Annotated in this window: 19 protein-coding genes and 3 tRNA genes; 16 read left to right on the top strand and 6 right to left on the bottom strand. The window is 38.6% G+C overall.

Annotation, left to right across the window (positions count from 1 at the left end):
- Nucleotide 1 precedes the first annotated feature (1 nt).
- A complete protein-coding gene (locus ACXAG7_RS00855; RefSeq protein ID WP_476665613.1) occupies nt 2-1987 on the top strand; it encodes a GTP-binding protein in 1986 nt (661 codons plus the stop codon).
- Nucleotides 1988-2010: 23 nt separating this feature from the next.
- Here ACXAG7_RS00855 and ACXAG7_RS00850 read toward each other — a convergent pair whose 3' ends face one another.
- Entirely contained in the window at nt 2011-3846 is a 1836-nt protein-coding gene (locus ACXAG7_RS00850) for a S41 family peptidase (RefSeq protein WP_476665612.1), read from the bottom strand.
- Between the two features lie 153 nt (nt 3847-3999).
- Here ACXAG7_RS00850 and ACXAG7_RS00845 point away from each other — a divergent pair, with 153 nt between their 5' ends.
- The gene (locus ACXAG7_RS00845; protein WP_476665611.1) at nt 4000-5019 is read left to right on the top strand and encodes a sensor histidine kinase; all 1020 of its coding nucleotides are present in this window, start codon (nt 4000-4002) and stop codon (nt 5017-5019) included.
- Nucleotides 5016-5714, top strand: a complete 699-nt coding sequence (locus ACXAG7_RS00840) for a LytR/AlgR family response regulator transcription factor (RefSeq protein ID WP_476665610.1) — start codon at nt 5016-5018, stop codon at nt 5712-5714. Before ACXAG7_RS00845 ends, ACXAG7_RS00840 begins: the two co-directional genes overlap by 4 nt.
- A 454-nt stretch (nt 5715-6168) precedes the next feature.
- Here the strand turns inward: ACXAG7_RS00840 and ACXAG7_RS00835 are convergent, their stop codons facing one another.
- Nucleotides 6169-7032 (bottom strand): FKBP-type peptidyl-prolyl cis-trans isomerase, encoded by an 864-nt coding sequence (locus ACXAG7_RS00835; protein WP_408043622.1) that lies wholly within the window; start codon nt 7030-7032, stop codon nt 6169-6171.
- Between the two features lie 80 nt (nt 7033-7112).
- On the opposite strand from ACXAG7_RS00835, the gene ACXAG7_RS00830 reads away from it, so the two are divergent.
- Together ACXAG7_RS00830 and ACXAG7_RS00825 are read left to right on the top strand one after the other, a co-directional pair.
- Nucleotides 7113-7493, top strand: a complete 381-nt coding sequence (locus ACXAG7_RS00830; RefSeq protein WP_408043621.1) for an RNA-binding S4 domain-containing protein — start codon at nt 7113-7115, stop codon at nt 7491-7493.
- Nucleotides 7494-7511: 18 nt separating this feature from the next.
- Complete coding sequence (locus ACXAG7_RS00825) at nt 7512-8015, top strand: phosphoribosyltransferase family protein (protein WP_408043620.1); 504 nt, start codon at nt 7512-7514, stop codon at nt 8013-8015.
- 48 nt (nt 8016-8063) lie between these two features.
- Here ACXAG7_RS00825 and ACXAG7_RS00820 read toward each other — a convergent pair whose 3' ends face one another.
- Nucleotides 8064-8585 (bottom strand): shikimate kinase, encoded by a 522-nt coding sequence (locus tag ACXAG7_RS00820; RefSeq protein ID WP_408043619.1) that lies wholly within the window; start codon nt 8583-8585, stop codon nt 8064-8066.
- Nucleotides 8586-8703: 118 nt separating this feature from the next.
- Between ACXAG7_RS00820 and ACXAG7_RS00815 the strand changes: the two genes are divergently transcribed.
- From ACXAG7_RS00815 to ACXAG7_RS00780, 8 genes are all read left to right on the top strand, one after another.
- Nucleotides 8704-8776: transfer RNA gene (locus ACXAG7_RS00815), tRNA-Lys, on the top strand.
- A 166-nt stretch (nt 8777-8942) separates the two neighbouring features.
- A tRNA-Lys gene (locus ACXAG7_RS00810) sits at nt 8943-9015 on the top strand.
- Between the two features lie 39 nt (nt 9016-9054).
- Nucleotides 9055-9137, top strand: a tRNA-Leu gene (locus tag ACXAG7_RS00805).
- A gap of 234 nt (nt 9138-9371) precedes the next feature.
- Nucleotides 9372-9827 (top strand): RidA family protein, encoded by a 456-nt coding sequence (locus ACXAG7_RS00800; RefSeq protein ID WP_476665609.1) that lies wholly within the window; start codon nt 9372-9374, stop codon nt 9825-9827.
- A gap of 326 nt (nt 9828-10153) precedes the next feature.
- Nucleotides 10154-10828: an NAD(P)H-dependent oxidoreductase gene (locus ACXAG7_RS00795; protein ID WP_408043617.1), complete on the top strand. Its 675-nt coding sequence runs from the start codon at nt 10154-10156 to the stop codon at nt 10826-10828.
- Between the two features lie 114 nt (nt 10829-10942).
- Complete coding sequence (locus ACXAG7_RS00790; protein ID WP_476665608.1) at nt 10943-11539, top strand: Crp/Fnr family transcriptional regulator; 597 nt, start codon at nt 10943-10945, stop codon at nt 11537-11539.
- A 52-nt stretch (nt 11540-11591) separates the two neighbouring features.
- A complete protein-coding gene (locus ACXAG7_RS00785) occupies nt 11592-12032 on the top strand; it encodes a DMT family transporter (protein ID WP_476665607.1) in 441 nt (146 codons plus the stop codon).
- Nucleotides 12029-12742: a GNAT family N-acetyltransferase gene (locus ACXAG7_RS00780; protein WP_476665606.1), complete on the top strand. Its 714-nt coding sequence runs from the start codon at nt 12029-12031 to the stop codon at nt 12740-12742. Before ACXAG7_RS00785 ends, ACXAG7_RS00780 begins: the two co-directional genes overlap by 4 nt.
- Before the next feature lie 201 nt (nt 12743-12943).
- On the opposite strand, the gene ACXAG7_RS00775 is transcribed toward ACXAG7_RS00780, so the two are convergent.
- Together ACXAG7_RS00775 and ACXAG7_RS00770 are read right to left on the bottom strand one after the other, a co-directional pair.
- The gene (locus ACXAG7_RS00775; RefSeq protein ID WP_476665605.1) at nt 12944-13669 is read right to left on the bottom strand and encodes an SOS response-associated peptidase; all 726 of its coding nucleotides are present in this window, start codon (nt 13667-13669) and stop codon (nt 12944-12946) included.
- A 346-nt stretch (nt 13670-14015) separates the two neighbouring features.
- The gene (locus tag ACXAG7_RS00770) at nt 14016-15107 is read right to left on the bottom strand and encodes an endonuclease (RefSeq protein ID WP_476665604.1); all 1092 of its coding nucleotides are present in this window, start codon (nt 15105-15107) and stop codon (nt 14016-14018) included.
- A 1110-nt stretch (nt 15108-16217) separates the two neighbouring features.
- On the opposite strand from ACXAG7_RS00770, the gene ACXAG7_RS00765 reads away from it, so the two are divergent.
- Nucleotides 16218-16469, top strand: coding sequence for a hypothetical protein (locus ACXAG7_RS00765; RefSeq protein WP_408043611.1), 252 nt, complete (start codon nt 16218-16220; stop codon nt 16467-16469).
- A gap of 98 nt (nt 16470-16567) precedes the next feature.
- On the opposite strand, the gene ACXAG7_RS00760 is transcribed toward ACXAG7_RS00765, so the two are convergent.
- Complete coding sequence (locus tag ACXAG7_RS00760; RefSeq protein WP_408043610.1) at nt 16568-18289, bottom strand: thiol-activated cytolysin family protein; 1722 nt, start codon at nt 18287-18289, stop codon at nt 16568-16570.
- Nucleotides 18290-18584: 295 nt separating this feature from the next.
- Here ACXAG7_RS00760 and ACXAG7_RS00755 point away from each other — a divergent pair, with 295 nt between their 5' ends.
- Nucleotides 18585-19403, top strand: coding sequence for a carboxypeptidase-like regulatory domain-containing protein (locus ACXAG7_RS00755; protein ID WP_476665603.1), 819 nt, complete (start codon nt 18585-18587; stop codon nt 19401-19403).
- A gap of 83 nt (nt 19404-19486) precedes the next feature.
- Nucleotides 19487-23161, top strand: coding sequence for a phosphoribosylformylglycinamidine synthase (purL, locus tag ACXAG7_RS00750; protein WP_476665602.1), 3675 nt, complete (start codon nt 19487-19489; stop codon nt 23159-23161).
- The last annotated feature ends 78 nt before the right edge of the window (nt 23162-23239 follow it).

Raw genomic sequence — 23239 nt, 5'->3', positions numbered from 1 at the left:
TATGAGACAGACAAAAACACTGGGAATAGTAGCGCATGTAGATGCAGGTAAAACCTCTTTAACTGAAGAGTTATTGCACTTAGCGGGTACAACCCGAACCAAAGGTAGTGTCGATAAAGGTTCGGCTGTAACGGATGGGCTTGCTATGGAGAAAGCTAGAGGTATTTCTATTAAAACCGCTAGCGTTGAATTGGAATGGAACGGTCACTGCATACAACTAGTAGATACTCCTGGCCATATAGATTTCTCTGCGGAAGTAGATCGGGCCTTAGACATCCTAGACGTTGTTATTTTGGTGGTTTCTGCTGTTGAGGGAGTTCAAGCTAATACCCTTAATTTATGGGAAGCCCTTAAAGAACGTGGGATTCCAGTTATTGTCTTTGTCAATAAAATAGATCGTTTAGGAGCAGACCTAGAACGTGTTTTTAAAGATATTGAGCGTGATTTACAACTGCGAGCATGTATGCTTAATTATCTCAATACTCATAATGAAGATGCATTTACGCTAACGGAGTTTCATGACTATGGCAAACTTGCTGGCGAATATCCTATAGAAAAAACCCTCGAAAATATTGCCGATTACGACGATGCCATTTTAGAATCACTACTCGCCGAAGATCTTCTCAATTATCATGATGTTTACGATACAGCGAAAATACTTATCAAAGACGCCAAAGTCGTCCCAGTTGTGGTTGGAAGTGCAAAAATGAGTCTGGGAATTTCCGAATTACTCGTATTTATACAGGCACTATTTCCTTACCCTAACTACAGTGATCAAACCCTGAGTGCTAAAGTGTTTAAAGTATACTTCGATGAACGCTATGGTCGATTGGCTCATGTTAAAGTACTCGGTGGAACCTTGAGAGCCAAAGCGAGTATTTGGTCCCAAACAGCAGCTAAAGACTGTAAGATAAATCAGCTTTTAAAACGCAAGCTCAACAGCTATGAACCCGTTGCTGAATTGCACGCTGGGGATATCGGCGTTATTGCGACTTCAGAAGCTATTCCGGCAGGAGACGTTTTAGGCACGCAAACGACCTTGAACACCTTTACACCTATGAACACACCAGTATTGAGTACTGAAGTAAAGGCAGTAGACGAGAAAGAATATCAAAATTTAGGACAAGCACTGGAATATCTCAATATAGAAGATCCTTTATTGGACTTTTCGTGGAACAAAGAGGAACGAACTTTTTCTTTAAAAATACTCGGACCGATGCAAACAGAAATATTAAAAGATAGCCTGTTAGAACGCTATGGCATTGCTACTGAGTTTTTCCCTCCAAAGGTAATTTATAAGGAAACTCCTAAAACTACTGCGGAAGGGTATGTTCGTTATTGGATGCCAAAACCAAGCTGGGCCATTATGACCTTTTTAATCGAACCAGGAGCACCGGGTTCAGGAGTTCAATACCGTTCAGCAGTGAGGACTTCTGACATTGCTACGAAGTATCAGAACGAAGTTGAACGCGCCATACCGTGGTCATTGCGTCAAGGAATTAAGGGGTGGGAAGTTACCGACCTTTCCATCACCCTACAAGAAGGATCTGATCATAATGTGCACTCAAATCCAGGCGACTTTTTATTAGCTACTCCCATGGGAATATTAAGAGGCCTAGAACAAGCCGGAACTGATTTATTGGAACCTATGTATCGATTCCAAATCAAAGCTCCATCCGAAAGTATCGGTGCTATTACTGGTGATTTATCACAGATGGGAGCTCAACTCGAGACTCCTGAATTTATTGAAGATTCCTTTCGGCTATCTGGGCGTGTTGCCGTTGCCCAAGCCTTAGAATACCCTATTCGTTTTGCAGGTACAACCTCAGGTAAAGGACGCTTAAAGTTTACCCTTGACGGCTATGATAAAACAGAATTTTCAGAAGATAAAACGCGCCCTTATCAAGGGGTTTGCCCCCTTGATGAAGCACAATGGATATTGCATAAACGCGGTGCCTTTAAGGCTGATGAACGAAAAAATTGGTAGCGATCCCTTTTTTGATCACTTGATTACCTCTTCGTCGGAGCCTTAATGATCTCTAATAACTGCTTCAATTGGTCATCCTCACCTGTCAGCAGTTGATTTTTTGATGCCGAGATTTCAATATCAGGTTGGGTTCCAACACCGTCAAGTGTTTGACCGTTGCGCTGAAAGGACAACATGGTTGATACTTTTACGCGAATTTTTGAAGCACTTAGGTATATTTTTTTAGAGTTTCCACTAGAACCATCGGTTCGAACACCTACAATTTGTACGTTTGGTAATCCTTTAAAAGCACTGGTAAACACTGTTGCTGCGCTAAAACTCTCTTCATTGACCAAGATATACACCTTAGGTACTCGTTTACCAGTATCATTGCGTAAAAGCATATAATGAGGTATACTAAAAAGTGTTTTCTCAAATCCTTTAGCAGTAGTAAAATGTTTCGAAAACTTTTCTATTGCTTCTCTGTCCTCTTCATTAAATTCTTCAGCATTTTTTGGATAGAGATATCTACTAGACATCGATCCAAAGCGCTTACTTGGCTCATCAGTTCGCAAGTAGGCAACATTGGCCACCCACGGCGATTCAGAAGGTGGTACGATATACGGACTCAGTAACTGAATGAGATCACGTACTCCACCGGGATTAAACCGAAGATCGATGATTAAAGAACTCGCATTGCTAGCGTCCAATTTTGATTGGATTAAACGCGCCAAGTCAGGTTGCTCATCCAAATGTATCATGGACGGAAAACGAAGATAATCGATTCCTGTGCCTAGTTGCTTATAGATTCCTTGGTGATTTCCCTGACGCATAGCATTTACCAATTGGTAGTTCTCCATTTCTACCTGAGAATAATATCCGATGCGTTCTTCAGTAAGGGCTAAGGTTTCCGTTTGTATTTCATTACCATTAGAAAATGTAAATTTAAAGTGCTCTGGTAAAGGAAGGTTATTCTTGACATATAATTGACCTATTCGCTGAAGGGAAGTACTGCCTCTTTTCAGCTTAGCCTCTTTTGGAGCCAATCGAGATCGATACGCCATAGCGTCTATAAAATCACTAATCTGAACCCCATTAATTGCTTCCAGAAATGGAAAATCGGCCTTGTAATATTCCCAACCATTTTCGCTTTTCTTCAAAGCCAGCACCTTGGTATCATACGGTACAATAGCAAAGGGTAAGCGCTTGGTATACGCTGGATATTCACTGGAGCGAAACCCTTTCCAACGAACGCTTGAATGACGATCACCCAGCAATGCCATAATCTTTGCCAGTTCGAATGAAAGCTCCGCAACTTGTATCGGTTGTTTCCATTTTGCAACTGATGATTTCAGGGTTTTGATAGCAGACGAAAAGGCTGTAGTACGATAACGGTAATACGACGAACGTTCTTTGATGATCTGCTCAAATTCAGCGATATCTGAAAGCGCCTGATCCAACGTTATTTCGGAAACCACCTTCGTATCGGGTTTGTGCTTCCTATTAAATGACAATACCTGCTGACGGTTGTTCCTCGTATATGTCGATCGAATCTCCTTTAGTCGTTTCTCTTTTAGAACCGACAAGGTTACTTCCTCTGTAACAGCTTTTCCCATGGCCCCCAAAACGGGAACCAGATCTTCTGAGAATCGCTTTTTCCATTTAAACGGAAACTGCGTTCGACAAAATTGAACAATTTCTTCCGTCTTTGTTCCGTCTATTGCGACCAATGGCAACCATTGGTTTTGAACTAAAACTACCGGTTGTCTCGCCTGCCACTTCACAGCTTGGAAGGGGGCAGTTTTATTTAAATCGTCAGACTGAGACCACAGGGATAAACTTCCTATCACCCACAATAAAAAACTTCTTAGTATATTCATTTCTCTAGTATTTTAAGCAACTCAAAACTATACGTTCACTACTATGAGTACAAATGAAATAGACAAGCCTAGGCTGTGTATCGATAAACCAAGGCGCCCGATCGACTTATTGAATTAACTATTGCGTATCTTTATATTTGTAAACATGCCTACATGAACCTATCCAAAAAAATTTCACAGTTGCAACAAGCACCATGGCTGCAGCCTGCACTGTATACTGCAGTAGCACTAGGAATACTGATCCCCCTTTTCGATCGGATTTTTATAGCTACTCCGCACTCACTCCATTTTTTTCTGACCTGTGATGCCTTTGAACATTTTGTCTTTGCCATCATCGCATACGCAGCCTTTTTTAAATTTCGATCTTGGACTAGTTTCTACAAAATCATTTTCATTGTAACGAGTTTAAGCTGCATTACTGCGATGGCTGGATTAAAAGATTACGACCGACATGGGCAATTAAAAATTGGAACTTCGTTCGATATTTTTACGAGTTATCTCGGCATCATACTTCTCCTCTATTTCACCTTCAACTTTATCCATAATCTCCCCTATCTCAACCGCTATCGACAAATGCAGTTAGAGTTAAACAAAACCAAAGAACAGTTACTAAAAAACAAGCTTCATCCGCACTTCTTATTCAACGCCTTTAACTCCCTATACAGCCTGTCTTTACAAAACAAGCAACAAACGAGCACTTACATCCTAAAACTCTCCAACATGATGCGCTATTTAACAGATGAAAGTGCATTATCAGTGGTTCCGTTAGCCAGAGAAGTTGCTTTTATTCAGGACTACATTACCATCGAACAAATTCGGTTTGGTACAGATGATAGAATTCAGTTTCATCACCACGAGGTAGCAATGGATTTTCTTGTACCTCCACTACTCTTAATTCCTCTTGTTGAAAATGCCTTTAAACACGGGCTATATACAAACCAAGCAGATAGCTATATCCGTATAAACATCAGCCAACTTCAAAACAATGTTATTTTTAGCATCGTAAATAAGAAACAAAGCAAACAGCATTTTCAAGAATCGAGGCAAGGAAAAGGCCTAGATATACTCCGAGAACGACTTCAATTATCAGGCTTTCCAAAAAATGCCTTGCACATAAAAGAAACAGAAGAAGAATATTTGGTTCAACTCACGCTAACTCCAAGTAAATTATGAATCCCTATCAAGTAGTACTCATCGACGATGAACCTTTAGCTTTAGACGTTTTAAAGCATTATCTCAGCAGTTTTGACCGCTTTGAAATCGCCCAGAGCTTTACCGATGCTTTAGCCGCCTTTAAATACCTGCAAACCAACCGTGTCGATTTGGTGTTTTGCGACATCGCCATGCCAGAACTTTCCGGAACAGAGCTTATTAAGGCTCTTGGAAAAGAGCTTTCTTTCGTCATGGTGACCTCCTATTCACAGTACGCTATAGAATGTTTTGAACTCAACGTTGTAGACTACCTGCTAAAACCCATTCCTTTTGAACGGTTTAGTAAAACCCTACAACGATTTGAAGCCCAGCAGCAACCAACTGGAAAACCAGATGTATCCGAAGCCGTATTCGTAAAAGACGGAGAAGATTTTATAAAGATATACCTAGGTGATATTGATTATTTCCAAGGGATGAAAGACTATGTAAAAATCGTCGTTGGAAAGCAACATCAACTGGCCTTAAAAACGCTTAAAGCTATTGAGGAAGAACTCGAGCCTAAGGGATTTGTTCGCATTCATAAATCGTACATTATACCATTGCGAAAAATTAATCACTACAACGGAAAAGATGTCATTGTAAACGATCAAGTGATTCCTGTGGGCGCTAGTTATCGTCAGCGACTTAAACACTATTTAGACAGCTTGCGATTTTAACTAAAAAATCCTTGGATCTATTGACACAAGGATTTTTAAAATTAAGTAATTCTTCTTCTTTCTAGTTAGAATTTCTCCCAAAATAGAACAACCTATTACGGTTGCGTTTACTATACAATACTACGACAAAATGCCAGGATTGACAATGCCCAACAGCCCTAAACCTACTTCAGGGTTTTCCCTAATTAGCCTACCTAGTTCCCCTGTAAACTAAGGTACAAAAAGAAAGGTTTTCACTAGAAAAAGAGCTCCTAGAGAAAACCTTAAATCGCTAATCAAAAAATTAACTTACTACTACTATATTAAAGATACAACAGAGTTAATTAGCAATGAATTTATAAAGACAGATGTCCGTTATCTATCGTTAAGTGGTAGGGTTTGTGTCGATGAATGGTTCAAAAAAAAAGTCTACCGGTAATGGTAGACTTTTCTTTTAGATAAACTGCGAACTCGATTAGCGCGCGTTTCTATTTAAATAATCCGGTAAGGTTGGATTGTTTGGATCGTTAAAATCGTTTCTTGGATCACCGTCCTTATTTTTATCCTCGTCTTTGGTCAATACGCGGTCACCGTCGTCATCGGTATCCAAATAATTTGGGAACGAATCTCCATCGGTGTTGTCATTCTTTGGATTTCCATCACCATCAGGATCTTCGAAGATACTCGGTACATTGTCTCTATCGTGGTCTGTGTTCGGAACGATGTCCCACAGCTTTATATAAAACAATAAAATTCCATTTGCAGGTACTGATCCTGACCCGACATTTCTGTAGGCCAATCCGGAAGGAATAAAGATAATTCCATCACCTTCACCAGTATAACTTAAAGGTCCGTTTGTTACGGTCGTGTTTTGTCCTCCTTTAAAATGAACAAAGGCATGTGTCCATCCTGGAATTACATTCGCAAGCGTTAACCAAGCCGTATTCTTCTCAAAAGAATTCGCAACCGTTTTTGAATTACTAATAATACGACCGTCGTATTTGGTCAATACAGAATCCATCACCGTTGGGAAGCCTTTCGCTTTCGGATCTGTCCCCACTTCAACCTGATAATAATACAATTTATACTTGATATCATTCTCAGTAACTTCCTTTGTAATCAACTTAGCATCATCAGCCAAAGCAGTTTCACCAGCCTTTAAAGGTTCTACTAATTTAGTTGTCGGATTGTAGTAATTGTTCTTGAAAAACTTTACCAAAGTATCGTTATCAATTAATGCTTGTGCAGCATGATCAAAAGGTGTTGTTTCATTGCTTCCACATGAAGTAAGCAAAACAGCTCCTAAAAGGGCGAATAAAAAATGCTTAGTTTTTATCATTTAATATAAAGAATTTTGACGCGCAAGTTAGCATTTTTATATTTTTGTAAAAAATGAATAACTAATTTTTAACTTTTTATATGAGAATTGACAAATATTTGTGGTGTATTCGGCTGTTTAAAACGCGTAGTATAGCCACAGATGCTTGTAAAAAAGGCCACGTTAAAATGGGAGGAACTAATTTAAAGCCCTCTCGTGAAGTTTTTGGTACCGAAGAGATTACCATTCGTAAAAACCAAATTAACTACAAGATACGAGTACTCGATATCCCCCAAAATCGCGTGGGAGCAAAACTCGTGGACTTGTACCGAAAAGATTTGACTCCTAAGGAAGAGTTCGAAAAGACGGAATTACTTAAATTTGCCAAAGACCATTATCGCAAAAAAGGAACAGGACGTCCAACCAAGAAAGATCGAAGAGATATAGAAGATTATTACGACGATCAAGAAGGAGAAGTCTAAGCCTTAAAACACCTATATATGAATACAACCAACTCTATTATATTAAACGATACAGAAGTCAATCAGAAAATTCGACGTATTGCTTACCAGATTTATGAGGCCAACAGCGAAGAAACAGAAGTTGTCTTAGCAGGTATTGCAGAAAACGGCTATTTGTTAACTCAAAAACTAGCTGCTGTCTTGGAAGAGATATCACCCTTACAACTCATCTTATGTAAGGTGACTATGAATAAGAAAAGCCCAATCAATTCGGTACAAACCTCACTAACACCTGAAGAGTACACCGACAAATCACTAGTTTTGATTGATGATGTGCTGCACTCAGGAACGACCTTAGTATACGGAGTCAAACACTTTTTAGAGGTACCATTAAAGCGCTTTAAAACAGCTGTACTTGTAAATAGGAATCACAAAAAGTACCCAGTGAAAGCAGATTTTAAAGGCTTGTCCCTTTCTACATCTATTAAAGAACACGTGGTGGTTGAATTTAAAGAGCACGAAACCATCGCTTATTTATCATAACAAAAAAAAAGCACTGTATCCTTTACAGTGCTTTTTTTTGTGCTTGTTTTACTCTTGTGAAAATAGCTGCATCACTTCCGTTATAATAGTATCTATAGGCTTACCGTCGATCCCTATTTGATAATCGGCCTCCATATAGTAAGGATTTCTTTCAAATAGATGTTTCGCCACATACTCTGCTAAATCGTCTGGCTTCAGACTCGCCACCAAAGGGCGGTTTTCTCTTTCCTGTTCAAGACGCCCTACTAAAGTACCTACTCCAGCTCTCAAATAAACGGTTTTCGCATCTGAATTCCCCATCAAATTCATATTTCCGGCATAGCAGGGAGTTCCTCCACCTAAAGAAAGTACAAAATCTTCCTCTGACGCAAGCAATGCTTTCAAATATCGATGCTCAGCTTGCCTAAAATAAATTTCTCCTTTATTCTGAAAAATGTCAGAAATAGACATTTGTTCTTTTTCTTCTATATAATGATCCAAATCTAAACTCGGTAATGAAAGCTTTTCTGCTACAATTTTTCCTATTGTAGACTTTCCGCTTGCCATGTACCCTAAAAAAATTAATTTCATTCTTATTGACTTTTAAGATGTTACAAATATCATTAAAAAAAACCTAAAAAAAGCTTTTGAGAATCAAAAAACCGTTGTATATTTGCACCCGCAATCGCAGATATGCAATAGCAAACAAGACCGGGTAGCTCAGTTGGTAGAGCATCTCCCTTTTAAGGAGAGGGTCCTGGGTTCGAGCCCCAGCCCGGTCACTTTTTTAAGTTGAAAAACTTAAAAATAGCACAGCAAAACTGTGAGCGTTCTTTTAAATTTTGAACTAAATTTTTTCTAAATAATTTTTACAAAAAACTATTTTGAGATTAAAAAAAAGAATGTATATTTGCATCCTCAATCACAAAGATGCTTAAGCAAATTAATGACCGGGTAGCTCAGTTGGTAGAGCATCTCCCTTTTAAGGAGAGGGTCCTGGGTTCGAGCCCCAGCCCGGTCACTACAAGTTAAGTGTTAGCGCTTAACTTTTTTTATTTACGCACGTATGGCGGAATTGGTAGACGCGCAGGCTTGAGGGGCTTGTTCACCAAGTGAGTGCAGGTTCGACTCCTGTTACGTGCACAGAAAACCTTGTAAACAAGATGTTTACAAGGTTTTTTTATTTAATACTGTTTCATCCGTACCTACTCACTAATTATTTTCTTCTCCGTTACGCAGTTTTCTCTATAGTTTTTAAAGGAGACCACCAGTAGTAGTCACTACGCCAAAAGAACACTTATTCTTGGCAAATCAACTTATGTAAAGTACTGTGGAGTGCTGTACAGCTAATTTTGTAAGTGAATTTAAAAACTATATATGATGAAAGTAATCTTACTGAAACTCCTATTACTAAGCACTTCCCTCCTAGCTCAGGAATACCACAACCCTTCGCTCTTGTTTGACCCTAGTCCTTTTGGATTCAGCCATTCAGCGAAAGTACTCAACCAGGGTACGTATATTTTTATATCAGGACAAAGTGGTAGTCAAGACCTTAAGCATACGCTTTCCGGTGATTTTAGAAAACAAGTACAACAAGCTTTGAAAAATATCCAACACATCCTTGATAGCCATAAGCTAAAGCCCGAAAACATCGTGAAAATTACCATTTTAATAGTAGATCACAACGAAGAAAAATTGCGTATTTGGACCGAAGAAATGAAAGTGCTCTGGAATCAGCAACGATATCCCGCCAGTACCTTAATCCCCGTACCTACATTAGCACTGCCAGGCATGCAAATAGAAATAGATGCCATCGCCTTTAAAAAGAAATAACTGCACAAACTATAGCTACCTGCAGCTGTATCACTGCACTAAGAGCCCCCTCCTTTCGAAGTTAATGAAATTAACCAGTAGTAATTCATGGGAAATGTTGCGAAAAAATACCAGTATAATGAATAATAGGCCTAGACTATATTTCTACTAGTATGTCCAATATTTTTTCCGACCGTAACGGTGAAACCTATAATCCGATAATTTTTAGAATCCGTAATGAGAGCGTTTACTAAATTGATACTATCCTTTTTGACCGTTATTGCAGGATATAAAAGCTATAGTTATTTTTGCTACTATAATAAGTATAGTATAAAATTAAATACAATATGAGTACCATAACAATTACACAAGAAGATATTTTAGCGGCCTTTCAATCAAGACATGCTACCAAAGAGTTCGATCCGGAAAAAAAACTCTCTAAAGAAACGATGGAGTTTATTTTAAAAACAGCAAACTTATCACCCAGCTCTTTTGGTTTTGAACCTTGGCATTTTGTCATTGTTCAAAACAGTCAATTACGCGAATTATTAAAACCTGTTGCTTGGGGAGCCCCTTTGAAGTTAGATACTGCCAGTCATTTCGTGCTAGGATTGAGTATGAAAGCTCCAATGACCAAGTGGGACTCTGATTATATACAGTACATGATGAAGGAAATTAAGCAACTCCCAGAAGATGTACAAGAGGTATACCTAAAGTTTTACCGAGAATTTCAAGAGCGTGATTTTAATTTAGACAGCGATAAGAAACTTTTTGATTGGGCTTCGAAACAAACCTATATCGCCTTAGGGAACATGATGACTTCAGCAGCTCTTATAGGGGTTGACAGCTGTCCTATTGAGGGGTTTCACGAAGAAAAAGTAACGGCATTACTAGAAGAAGAGTTCGGTATCGATACAACTAAATACGGCCTCTCTTATATGGTGGCCTTTGGTCATAGAAAAAGTGAACCTGCTCATTCTAAAACAAGGCGACCTTTGGAAGACATTATTACTTGGAAGTAATGTGAAAAGAGCTCTAAGAGCTCTTTTTTCCTTTTTATAAACGCGGTGCGCTAAGCCATTATACGAAGTAGTAAAATATAAAGTATTTGTAGTAATTTTGCCGAAAAACGAGGCATGCAAAACGAAGAACACCTAAGATATATTCAACAAATTTTTGATCGTTATTTAGCCATTGACCGAGATTCGCTTGAACAAATAGCAAAACATTTAAAGCTCATTGAGCTCCCTGCTGACAGCTGTGTACTTCCCTATGGTACTATTGCTAAAAAACTCTATCTGCTCTACCGCGGCTCTGTGGTTTCTTGTTTTATGGATGAATCGGGAAAACAATACCATAAAAACATCTTTTTGGAAGGCGCATTTGTCGGTTCAACAGTTTCTGCCATGGATCGTACGCCCTCACAATTCTCGTTGACCTGTATCGAAGCTTCAAGTATGTTTGAAATCGATTACACAACTTTCAGAACGCTTATCAATACGGATGGGTATTTTAAGGATTTTTATATTCAATATTTGGAAAAAAACTGGATACGAGACAAGGAGGAACGAGAAGTTGCGATAGTCATTCAAGAAGCGACACATCGATACAAAAGTTTTTTAGAAGCGCACCCTAATATCGAATCACGTATTCCCCTACAATTAATTGCCTCACATTTAGGTATCACCCCTACCCAGCTCAGTAGAATTCGAAAAAAATTAACTATTTCATAGGTACTCAACATAGGTAAAGTAGTTTGTTTATCCATAAAGGTACTTTTGAAATATGAAACTCATATTTTACATTTTAGCCTTTATGGGAGGCGTGTTTCTAGCCGTACAGGCTGGATTTAACGCTCAAATCACGCGAAGTACCAAACAACCTTTGATTGCGGTCGTAGCAACAGCCATTACTAGTGGTGTACTAGGAATAATACTGCTTCGGATCCAGGGAAGTCATTGCAATATAAAGGTATCTTTTCCTTGGTATTTGTGGCCACTTGGCGGAATTTTTAGTTTGTTAGGACTCTCGGCATATTTTTACACGATTCCGAAAATTGGCATTTCAAAAATGATAGCCTTTGGATTGATGGGACAATTGCTCTTTTCTGTAATTGCTAGTCATTTCGGTTGGTTTAACTTACCAGAAACACCAATCAACACCCGAAAAATAGTTGGAATATTGAGTTTGCTTTTAGCAGTAATCTTATTAAATTATCAAAAATGAATTATACTACGTTAAATATAGAAAACCTGGCAGCCCTATGGACACTTGTTGCCCAAGCCTCGGGAGACTATCAATGCATTGAGGGAGTTAAAACCGCCTTTATAAACGATTCGGAATGGCCCAATAGAATCTGGTCATCTACCGATAACATTCCGTTGTCCATCTTAACCGCTAAGAACACTGATTACAGAAATACTAGATTATCAATGTTTGGTGCTCCTATCAGTCCTGCCTCAGCCTTAGCGAAGGAACTCGATCTTGTTTCTCAACAATTTGGTATGCACTTACAACCTACAGCTCTGGATACAGAAGGCCATGATGAACTCACCTTTAGAAAGGTAACTACCGAACAACATGCTCAACTTTGGTCAGCCACCTTTGCCAGTGCCTTTGGCTATCAGATTCCAGCAAGTACCGTTTTTAAAACTTCGGAAACCATTGCCTTTTATAATATTTACAAGCAAAACACTTTAGTAGGAACGGTCTTCACTTTTACCACCGGTACGGTGCTAGGGATACACTCTTTGGGCATCCCCCCTCAGCACAGACGCAAGGGATATGCTCGAAAAATTATGAAATCACTTATTCGACAGGCTGTTCAAAACCAGCAGCAACTCATTTGTTTACAAGCCTCTAAAATGGCCAAACCGCTATATCAAGACTTAGGGTTTCAGGAAGATTTTATGATGTATAATTACCGAATTAAATAAATCATACGTACATTAAATGTTAATATATTAACATATGTAATTAGGGTTTACCCTGTCAAACACCACAATATCCCTAGTTCAAATTGGGGATAAGTAGGTATTTCTCAATACTACAATTGACCGTACCTTTGGAATACCCCACTAATCTATTTTTCATCAACAATTACAATCGATCGTGCCCCCATGGTCGGTTGTAATTTTTTACGGATAGCTTACAGGAGCCAAAATCCCGTCGTGATTACTGTCCTTTCTTTTAAATATATCCTGCGAAACAGGATAAGCGTGAAACTGTTGCTGAGGGGCTGTATCTAAAATTTTAGCTATGGTACTGCCATTATTTCTGCAGGCCAACCATTCGTATTCATCTTCTTTATTCAACACCAAGGGCATTCGATAACTTCCCAGTGTATTTGGAGTATTGTGTATGCGCTTAAAAAGGTCGTTCGCTTCAGTAGTAATAATACTTGCAGCCGTTTGGAGTCCTGCCTCACTCCTATGCTCACTAAACAGGCCTGCAAAGGCGAACAACGCTCTTTCTTGCAACGAAAAGTAATAAGGTATCGATCCCTTTATGTCTTGGTTTTTATGCGGTTCAAACAAACCATCGGCAATCACCAAACAGCGTTGCCACCCAATTAACTGACTGAATAATGGACTTTCAAATAGGCGTTCACGGGTTGCATTCAGGGTATTTCGTTTTTTTAAAAAATCACTTCTTTTGCTTATGTCATGTGCAGCGGGCAATACCCCCCACTTGGCAGTGACAATGGTTTCTGGATCTTCTTGTTTTACAATGTATAAGTTTTTTGATTCCCATCCATTAAAATGAAAATAGGGTTCATAGGACTCTGGAGTTTCAAACATTGCATCAAAACGCTCCTCTAAAGATTTTCTGTGTTTTTTGGTCACTGAAATATGATAGCACATACCGTATACTTTAGTACTAAAGATAACAAATCTGTAGTAAACTTCACAAAACCAACTAGAAAACGCCGTTGAACTACAGTTATATGCCACTTGACGAAACACCGACGAAAAGAACTCCTTAGTCATGTATCTTCGAAGTGAAATAGTTATTTTTCATTATTAGATTTTTAGTTGGTTTAACAAAGAGAAGCATGGAATTCATGCTTCTCTTTACTTTTAAAAACGGGATTTTTCCTCGAAACTCACTGCAAACAATTACGTACTTTTGTCAAAAAATATGTCATAGCTCAATTTTAGTAGGTTTAGTTATGAACAAAAAAAAAGGGCTCTTAGAGCCCTTTTACTATTAATTTACAATAATTTTTTTGGTATGAACACTGTTCTTTGCAATGAACACTGCTATATAAACACCCGATTTTTCAGGGACTGACACGCGGCCATCATGAACATCTTCATCTTCCGTGACAAGGGCTCCTTTTAAATCCGTAATATAAATGCGCTCAAATTCAAACTGGGTCACATCGTAGTTGATGGCCTCTTTAACTGGATTTGGCACAAAAAACAAAGCTGTGCTTTGCTCTTCTACTCCTAATACAGAGCTCAAATCAAAGGTGTCCTCAGCCTTGGCCCCTCCCCATAACAAGGTTGCTATATAAGGATTGTCGATAAAAGGGTTTCTATTTCCCTGTAAACTTGCAATGTGGTCATTGCGTTGTTTTTCAAAATCGCTCACAGGATCTTCCACATTCCACTGTAAAAATATATCAGGCATGCTTTGATGATTGGTATACGTGCTAATTGCAACTCCTTTGGCTGGAGTTTGTGTCGGATAGCGCAGGTACATGTACATCATCATACGTGCAACATCCCCTTTCCATTCATCTCCCGGATACCAGTGTCCTCCTGATACAATTCCAGAGTTTCCAGAACCATTGGTAAATTTTCTGTTAGACCTAGAAGAATTCATTTCCGTATCTGCGGGTCGTAAAGAATGGGCATCTGTTCCGGCACTGGGATAACTGGTCGTCAATCGCGGTGTGGCCAATGACTTGGGGTAAACGTGCTCACGATTCCACTTTCCTTGACAGCCTGTTGAACTGGTACAATTGCTATCCTTGCTTCGCGTTCGATCGTTTTGCAAATCTGCATCCGTGTCGTTATAGCCATAGATTAATAAAATATTCCTCTTAGATGAATCAGAAGGATCTAAATCACTAACTTTTAAAGCATTCCAAACTTCCGGAGTATAACTAAGCAGGTCTGTATGTGTGGTTTTCACCAAGTCTCCTAATTTGGTAAATAAGTCTGCACTGCTCGCTCCGAAATCGATTTGACTGTAGTAGGCTGGAATGTTCTTTTGAATCTTTTCTGATTCTTGAGCCTGGATATTTAATATTCCAAGACTAAAAAGAATAGATAAACTAAATAAATATCTCATTTATGATGGTAAATTTCTTAATAAATGCAAAAATCGGAAAAAAATCCATCAAAGTTACAAGAGATTATTTTCTATTTCTTATTTAAAATTTATTTAATTAAGCAAAAAAATACTGACAATCAATACTATAAACTGACATAAAAATCAGAAAACTGTTGCCTAAATGAATAAATTTCTGTATATTTGAGCATAACATAATTTATGTTTGTTCAAGGGGATAAAAGTTTCTACTCTAGATTTTGTAAAGAGTAGAAGCTTTTTTTTTGATTTTAAAGTAGGGTATGTACCTAGTTAGCTGTTATATATACATTTGGGAGGGAGATTATCATGAACATCGTGCTAGTCTGAAAGGAGATCTCTTTAAACAGCTAAAGAGGTCTCACTTTTTCAACGCTCTCTACTGCCCTAACCTCTAATATACCAACAACTTACAACAAACTCAATAGACAAAAACCCTAAGACTATCAGGGTTAACCCTTAGCTTGCTTTCAGTAGTTTTACGCATTCATTTTCCGAGGATTTTAACATTTTTATCAAAAGTACTCATGTATCTTTGCAACAGTTCTAAGAGACGTCTTAGAATCTTTTCTTTTTCATAGCAATTTTCCCGCTCAATTTTGAGCGGGTTTTTTTATCTTAAAATTTAGGTAATTCAACGACAGTAACCCCCTTCTTATCGATAATAATCCCAGTAAACACAGGTTATTCGTAGTTTTAGTCTATCAAATACACAATACATTAGATTTTTCCCTTGACATATTTCCCTTGATATAATTACATGGAGTCTCAATTTTCAATTGAGGCTCTTTTTTAGTTCTTTCCCTGTAGGCTGTTGCGTTTCGCTGTTTTTGACTCTCAGTAGATTTCAAACAATCACCGACCTCAAAATAAGGGTTTTCCCTAGGTCCTAAATAGTAAAATTGGGTATTGTACAACTGTTTCTTTGCGCTTACATTTGTATCAGAAACACGTTCAAAACAACTAACTACTAGTTAGTTAACAGTATTTTTTCTTTAAGTAAATCAAGTTTGAAATAAAAAAGTGTATCTTTAGAACAACAGTACACTTCCCCTTTATTTTTCGATAACCATCAAAAATCTTTTCTAACCAATGACTTACAATAGTATTTTAAAAATTAAGGAGCTAGATTTAAAAATTGCAGAACTGGAAAAAAACATAAAAAGCTATTTGAGTGAAAAGAACTACGAGTTAGACAATCGCAAGTTGAGAGAACTCGTTCAGTGGAGCCATACTATTAAAAACCAACAGGTAGTGCGCATGATATTTCCGAATGAACACTGTCCGGATGACGTAAAATCGATTGTAAGAGGATTTATTAAAGACGAATTCAAATCTGAATAATTTTGAGGTATTAATTCCGTAGAATTATTAGCTACTATTATAACTAACCTAACTTGAAAAAACACCAATAGCTCACTATTGGTGTTTTTGATTTATACCTATTGTAATAGGTAAGTTTCATAATCTAAGTAACAGGTATCACCTTGTACTATGGTTTTCACCCCATTCCAAGTTTTGGTATGAATGCCCGCTCCAACAGTATAATCACTCACCCATTGGTTATGTCGCGTATAATCAACCCATTTTTTCAATGTCGGGTTGTACTCGTATTCGTTAGCACTCATCACTCCGTCGCGGTACACATAGCAACCAGAATCACATTCACCAACTACAGAAACTACTCTAAAACGAGCTCCTGTTTCAGCCTTGATTTTAAAGTCAATAACTTTTCCATCAGCCACACTTCGTTTCCCTCCATTTAATGGGTAATAATCACGACCTACATGGCTATCAATACCGTATCCCCAGTATAGTTTGCTTCCAACACCGTACCAGCGCTTCAATTGTTTGTCGTACTTTTCAACATAGAAACGTCCAAAGAGCTCTGCTCCACTGGTACCGTGATCACTTCCGTAAATTTTAATGGTTACAGGATCGACACGAACGTTATCGTAGTATACTAAATCACAATCACGTTGGGTATATTCTAAGTTTGAAATCACTTTAAATGGCCTGTTATCATAGGTGTAATTTACCTTATAAGAAATAGGGTATCCAGGGTTGTTTACAGATACCTCCGCTCCTTCTTTTAAGAATTCTACTACTTTTTCTAAATTGTTCGCCATGGCAGCTAAAGAAGAGGCAATTCCTGATGAAGCACTTCCTCCCAATTGTTTTACTTTTACTGACGACTCATTAAAAATAGATTTATAACGTGCTTTTACATCGGCATTTACTTGAGTTCCTATCGACTTATAGGCAAAGTTTAAAGCCGCCTCTACTTCTAGTGCACTACTAGACGATTCGTAGATAAGGGTATACAATTTTCCATAAGTAACCGATTCAACATATGCAGATGGGTTTTGCTTTTCTGGAGCCACTTGTAAGTAATCTGTAACATACGGTGCTAAACGCTCGGGGTTCACATCGCGATCTAACCAACCGTTTGGTCCAATAATTCCTTCCTTAGGAGCTACAGAAGCCGTAAAAAAGCGTTGCTTTAGCGTTACGGCATAGCGCGTTTTCTTTTTTGAAAAATCCAGTCCAAAACTTCCAGCCACGTTCACACTTGGCCCTGAGTATCCTGCGTTTAACGATAATTGAAATTGTTTTTCATCGTGAACACGTTGAATACTGATATCAAAGCTCGCAGGAAAATTAGCCTTGCTATTGTAGTATGCGTTCAAAATTGCATTGAGGTTATCCTGAACTTTTCCGGGAGTTGGAGCCTCTATGGTTCTCGTTGTTGAAGCAGAGGTACCCGATAATACATTTACGCGTACTTCAATTGGGTTTCTCGCTTTTCCGGTAATCGGCACTGAGGTAGGAGCTCCTTCTTGAATAGAACGAGATGCTACCAAGTTCCCTGGCCATAACAGGGAACTGTTAGGATCGAGAATAAAGAAATCGGAATCCGTTTGATTAAACGAAACCTTTTTAGTCACACAATTTTCCTCAACAGGAACGCCACGTCCAGCTGGATTCGAAAGCTCTTCCACAGTTAATCCAGAGATTCCGTCAGGAAGGTCCTCATTTAAAAATTGCGCCATTTGCTTATGGCTAGCTTTGGGTTGCGGAGACGCTTGTGTTACATCGTCATTTTGACATGATGCAAAACAAAGTGCAACCATACTTCCTAGAATAATTGAAGGGTATTTCATGGTAATAAATAAAAATTGATTGTAGTGCTCAATACGAGCGTTTTGACTGCATTTGTTAAGGACAATGTTGATCAACACATTGTACTTAGCAAATACCTGCGGCTAGGGAACCGCTACCTTTAATATAACCGATAGTTTCTCTTGATTTATTGCAATAACGCGTTCATTCGAATGGAGATACTTGTTTGCATAAAGAACAAGTATTTGACTTTATACTCTAAAAAAATCTTTTTTTTCAATTTAATATTCACAGATAATTAACGATTCGACAACGAAATATTAGTATTTTCGCAGTATGCAAAAATCATATTACAGTCTGCTTATCGCTTTATTTGCTTGTGTGTTCAGTTATGCACAAGAAACACAAACCCCGTCAACCAACCAGCTTAAAGGGCAAATTGTGGATAGTAAATCGAAACAACCGCTCAGTGCAGCTCATATTTTAAACTTGAATACCGTAGTGGGTACCATTACAAATGAAAAGGGATTGTTTAATTTAACAGCGCAAGCAAACGATACTGTATTGGTGTCATTTTTAGGATATTCTTCAATTAAGTTAAAGGTAACCAACGATCTTTTAAAAGGAAATGAAGTTGAAATATCACTGAGTGAAAAACCAGAAGAAATCAAAGAAATCGTAATAAAATCTACCAAATTAATCGGAGTTTTAGAAGTAGATGTCAAACAAGTCCCTAAAGATAAATTTACGCGAATCCACATCAATGGATTGCCTCAGACCTATGAAGTAGGACGTCCACAAAAGTTAAACAGTACCTTGTCAAAGCTGTTAAATCCAGTTGACCTGGTATACAATTTGTTTGGAAAGAAACCTACACAACTCAAAAAACTTCAAAAGTTAAAGAAAGAGGACGATTTGAGGAAAATGTTAGCCGGAAAATTTGACAGAGAAGTAATGATGGAGTATTTGGAAATGGACCGAACGGAATTGAACAAACTCCTCTCCGACTGCGACTACTCTGAATATTTTATCAAGAAAGCCAGCGATCTACAAATTATTGAAGCAGTATTGAACTGTTACGAGAATTACAAGGCGATTAAAAAAGGAAAGATCGAAAGAAACAGAATACCAGAAAAAACAGATTTAAAGCAGTAAAATTTTACTGCTTTTTTTATGCGCCTTTTTCGATAAAAAAACTAAATTTACAGCTTTTAAAAACACACACAAACACAACTAAAATGATTCATTTCTTTGGAAACACAAACGGCAAAGTTTTTGCTGTTCAAACAACAGAAGAATTAAGCAACGAAACTATTTCGAAACTTACTTGGTTATTTGGTAACCAACCTAAAATAAATGCGGCGTCTCTCGACGCCTTTTTTGTTGGGCCAAGAGCAGCAATGATTACTCCATGGAGTACTAATGCCGTGGAAATTACGCAGAATATGGGGATTAACTCATTAGTGCGAATTGAAGAATTCCAAGCCGTTTCGGAAGATTTTTCTGATTTTGATCCAATGATTTCTCAAAAGTATCACGGACTGAATCAGGAGAGTTTTACCATTGCAATTACTCCTGAACCCGTAATAGCGATTGATGATATCGCAGCGTACAACGAGCAAGAAGGTCTCGCTTTAAGTGATGAAGAAATTCAATATTTGAACGACGTCGCTGCAAAAATTGGAAGAAAACTAACCGATTCTGAAGTTTTTGGATTTTCTCAGGTGAATTCGGAACACTGTCGTCATAAAATATTCAACGGTACTTTTGTCATTGACGGAGAAGAGCAACCTACTTCCCTATTTAAATTGATTAAAGAAACTTCGAAGCAACACCCAAACGATATCGTCTCGGCTTACAAAGACAATGTCGCGTTTATAAAAGGACCCGTAGTACAGCAATTTGCGCCTAAAAGCGCTGATAAACCAGACTACTACGCGGTATCGGACTTCGAATCTGTTATTTCATTGAAAGCAGAAACTCACAACTTCCCTACAACCGTGGAACCGTTTAATGGAGCCGCTACTGGATCAGGTGGAGAAATTAGAGACCGATTGGCAGGAGGAAAAGGTTCCCTTCCGTTAGCCGGAACTGCTGTTTATATGACTTCGTACTCACGTTTAGAAGAAAACAGACCTTGGGAACAAGGCATGGAAGAAAGAGCCTGGTTGTATCAAACTCCTATGGATATCTTGATCAAAGCCTCTAATGGTGCCTCTGATTTTGGAAACAAATTTGGACAACCCTTGATCTGTGGTTCTGTATTGACCTTTGAGCACGAAGAAGACGCAAGAAAACTAGGGTTTGACAAGGTAATCATGCAAGCCGGTGGTATTGGTTATGGAAAACAAGAGCAAGCTATTAAAGGAACTCCTACAGAAGGTGATAAAGTGGTCATTTTAGGTGGAGAAAACTACCGTATTGGAATGGGAGGTGCAGCAGTATCTTCAGCGGATACCGGTGAATTTTCTTCGGGAATAGAACTGAATGCTGTACAGCGTTCGAACCCTGAAATGCAAAAGAGAGCAGCCAATGCTGTACGTGGTATGGTGGAAAGCGATGAAAACTTAATCGTATCTATTCACGATCACGGAGCCGGCGGACACCTTAATTGTTTATCAGAGCTCGTAGAAGATACCGGAGGACATATCGATTTGGATCAGTTACCCGTAGGGGATCCTACCCTTTCAGCAAAAGAAATTATCGGAAATGAATCACAGGAACGCATGGGACTTGTGATTGCCGAAAAACACATAGATACACTAAAAGCAATTGCCGATCGTGAGCGCTCACCAATGTATACGGTTGGAGACGTTACTTCGGATCATCGCTTTACCTTTGAATCAAAGTCGACTGGAGAAAAACCGATGGATTTTGACTTGAATGACATGTTCGGAAGTTCACCTAAAACCATTATGACCGATACTACGGTGAACCGAAACTACCAAGCACTAGACTATACTAGTAGCGAATTTGTCAACTATTTACAACAGGTATTACAATTAGAAGCTGTTGCTTGTAAAGATTGGCTTACCAATAAAGTTGACCGTTGTGTTGGTGGAAAAGTAGCCAAACAACAATGTGCCGGTCCTTTGCAATTACCGTTGAACAATGTGGGGGTAATGGCCTTAGATTATCAAGGAAAAGAAGGTATTGCAACGACTATAGGACACTCTCCTATTTCAGGACTCCTCAATCCGGAAGCTGGTAGTAAAAACTCTATTGCTGAAGCATTGACAAACATCGTTTGGGCTCCATTAAAAGACGGATTACAATCTGTTTCGCTTTCAGCAAACTGGATGTGGCCTTGTAAAAATGAAGGTGAAGATGCCCGTTTGTACAAAGCTGTCAAAGCCGTATCGGAATTTGCCATCGAATTAGGTATTAATGTTCCTACTGGTAAAGATTCATTATCGATGAAGCAAAAGTACCCAACAGAAGAAGTAATCTCTCCGGGTACCGTTGTAATCTCAGCTGCTGCAAATTGTAATGATATCACAGCTGTGGTTGAACCTGTGTTTCAATTAAACCAAGGAAGCGTTTACTACATCAACTTCTCGAATGATGCCTTTAAGTTAGGAGGAAGTTCTTTTGCTCAAGTTTTGAATAAGGTAGGTACAGATGCTCCGAATATTAAGGATGCAGCCGCATTTAAAACGGCCTTTAACGCTTTACAAACCCTTATCAAAGAAGGAAGCATTGCAGCAGGTCATGACGTTGCGTCTGGTGGTTTGATTACGAGTTTGTTGGAATTGTGTTTCGCATCGAACCATGTAGGTGCCAATATCGACCTCAGTGTTTTAGGTGAAGAAGACAGTATCAAAGTATTGTTTTCAGAAAACGCAGGTGTCGTGTTCCAAGCTACTAATGACGCTCAGGTGGAAGCGTATTTAAACGCACAAGGCGTAGCTTTTGCCAAAATAGGTAGCGTTATCGAGTCTGATCGCCTCAACATCAAAAACGGATCGGATGTACAAGCTTTGTCTATCCACGAGCTTCGCGATGTTTGGTATAAGACCTCATTCCTTTTTGATCGTAAGCAAACAGCTAACAATTTAGCGGAAGAGCGCTATAACAATTATAAAAACCAACCTTTACAGTTCACCTTCCCTACTCAGTTTACCGGAAAGGTGGATGCTATAGTCGGAACTGTTAATAAACGTCCAAAAGCGGCTATCATTCGTGAAAAAGGTTCTAACTCTGAACGCGAAATGGCTAATGCCATGTATTTAGCTGGGTTTGATGTTAAAGACGTTCATATGACCGATTTAATTTCTGGAAGAGAAACGCTAGAAGATATTCAGTTTATCGGTGCAGTAGGTGGATTCTCTAATTCAGACGTCCTCGGTTCAGCAAAGGGATGGGCAGGTGCCTTTATGTATAACGAAAAAGCACAAACAGCCCTTAAAAATTTCTTTGATCGCGAGGATACACTCTCAGTAGGAATCTGTAACGGAGCACAACTTTGGATGGAACTTGAACTCATTAACCCAGAGCATGAAGTGCACGGTAAGTTAGTTCACAACAATTCACAAAAACACGAAAGTTCGTTTACCTCGGTTAAAGTTCAGGAAAACAATTCTGTGATGTTAGGAAGTCTTGCCGGAACAGAACTTGGAGTTTGGATTTCTCATGGAGAAGGTAAGTTCAATTTACCTCAACAAGAATCGGACTATCAAATTGTGGCGAAGTACAGCTATGAAGGATATCCGAGTAACCCAAATGGATCTGATTTTAACACAGCCATGCTTACCGATGCTAGCGGACGCCATTTAGTGACCATGCCTCACATTGAAAGATCTATTTTCCAATGGAACTGGGCTCATTATCAGAATGATAGAAAAGATGAAGTTTCTCCTTGGTTAGAAGCTTTTGTAAATGCTAGAAAATGGATCGAAAACCTTGACAACTAACAGTGTAACATTTGTTACAGAACAATTGAATTATTAGTGTTAATTTTGCACACTAATAATATTAGTCTGTTAGAAGGG

This window comes from Tenacibaculum sp. AWR4_210, from assembly GCF_056160945.1.
This window is presented reverse-complemented; position numbering and strand designations above follow the sequence as displayed.

Excerpts from the sequence above, each read along its gene's own strand:
- ACXAG7_RS00760 (WP_408043610.1), bottom strand. The coding sequence starts at position 18,289 with ATGAAATACCCTTCAATTATTCTAGGAAGTATGGTTGCACTTTGTTTT.
- ACXAG7_RS00835 (WP_408043622.1), bottom strand. The coding sequence starts at position 7,032 with ATGATAAAAACTAAGCATTTTTTATTCGCCCTTTTAGGAGCTGTTTTG.
- ACXAG7_RS00820 (WP_408043619.1), bottom strand. The coding sequence starts at position 8,585 with ATGAAATTAATTTTTTTAGGGTACATGGCAAGCGGAAAGTCTACAATA.
- ACXAG7_RS00755 (WP_476665603.1), top strand. The coding sequence starts at position 18,585 with ATGCAAAAATCATATTACAGTCTGCTTATCGCTTTATTTGCTTGTGTG.
- ACXAG7_RS00800 (WP_476665609.1), top strand. The coding sequence starts at position 9,372 with ATGATGAAAGTAATCTTACTGAAACTCCTATTACTAAGCACTTCCCTC.
- ACXAG7_RS00855 (WP_476665613.1), top strand. The coding sequence starts at position 2 with ATGAGACAGACAAAAACACTGGGAATAGTAGCGCATGTAGATGCAGGT.
- ACXAG7_RS00830 (WP_408043621.1), top strand. The coding sequence starts at position 7,113 with ATGAGAATTGACAAATATTTGTGGTGTATTCGGCTGTTTAAAACGCGT.
- ACXAG7_RS00825 (WP_408043620.1), top strand. The coding sequence starts at position 7,512 with ATGAATACAACCAACTCTATTATATTAAACGATACAGAAGTCAATCAG.
- ACXAG7_RS00785 (WP_476665607.1), top strand. The coding sequence starts at position 11,592 with ATGAAACTCATATTTTACATTTTAGCCTTTATGGGAGGCGTGTTTCTA.
- ACXAG7_RS00795 (WP_408043617.1), top strand. The coding sequence starts at position 10,154 with ATGAGTACCATAACAATTACACAAGAAGATATTTTAGCGGCCTTTCAA.
- ACXAG7_RS00765 (WP_408043611.1), top strand. The coding sequence starts at position 16,218 with ATGACTTACAATAGTATTTTAAAAATTAAGGAGCTAGATTTAAAAATT.
- ACXAG7_RS00850 (WP_476665612.1), bottom strand. The coding sequence starts at position 3,846 with ATGAATATACTAAGAAGTTTTTTATTGTGGGTGATAGGAAGTTTATCC.
- purL (WP_476665602.1), top strand. The coding sequence starts at position 19,487 with ATGATTCATTTCTTTGGAAACACAAACGGCAAAGTTTTTGCTGTTCAA.
- ACXAG7_RS00775 (WP_476665605.1), bottom strand. The coding sequence starts at position 13,669 with ATGTGCTATCATATTTCAGTGACCAAAAAACACAGAAAATCTTTAGAG.
- ACXAG7_RS00770 (WP_476665604.1), bottom strand. The coding sequence starts at position 15,107 with ATGAGATATTTATTTAGTTTATCTATTCTTTTTAGTCTTGGAATATTA.
- ACXAG7_RS00780 (WP_476665606.1), top strand. The coding sequence starts at position 12,029 with ATGAATTATACTACGTTAAATATAGAAAACCTGGCAGCCCTATGGACA.
- ACXAG7_RS00790 (WP_476665608.1), top strand. The coding sequence starts at position 10,943 with ATGCAAAACGAAGAACACCTAAGATATATTCAACAAATTTTTGATCGT.
- ACXAG7_RS00840 (WP_476665610.1), top strand. The coding sequence starts at position 5,016 with ATGAATCCCTATCAAGTAGTACTCATCGACGATGAACCTTTAGCTTTA.
- ACXAG7_RS00845 (WP_476665611.1), top strand. The coding sequence starts at position 4,000 with ATGAACCTATCCAAAAAAATTTCACAGTTGCAACAAGCACCATGGCTG.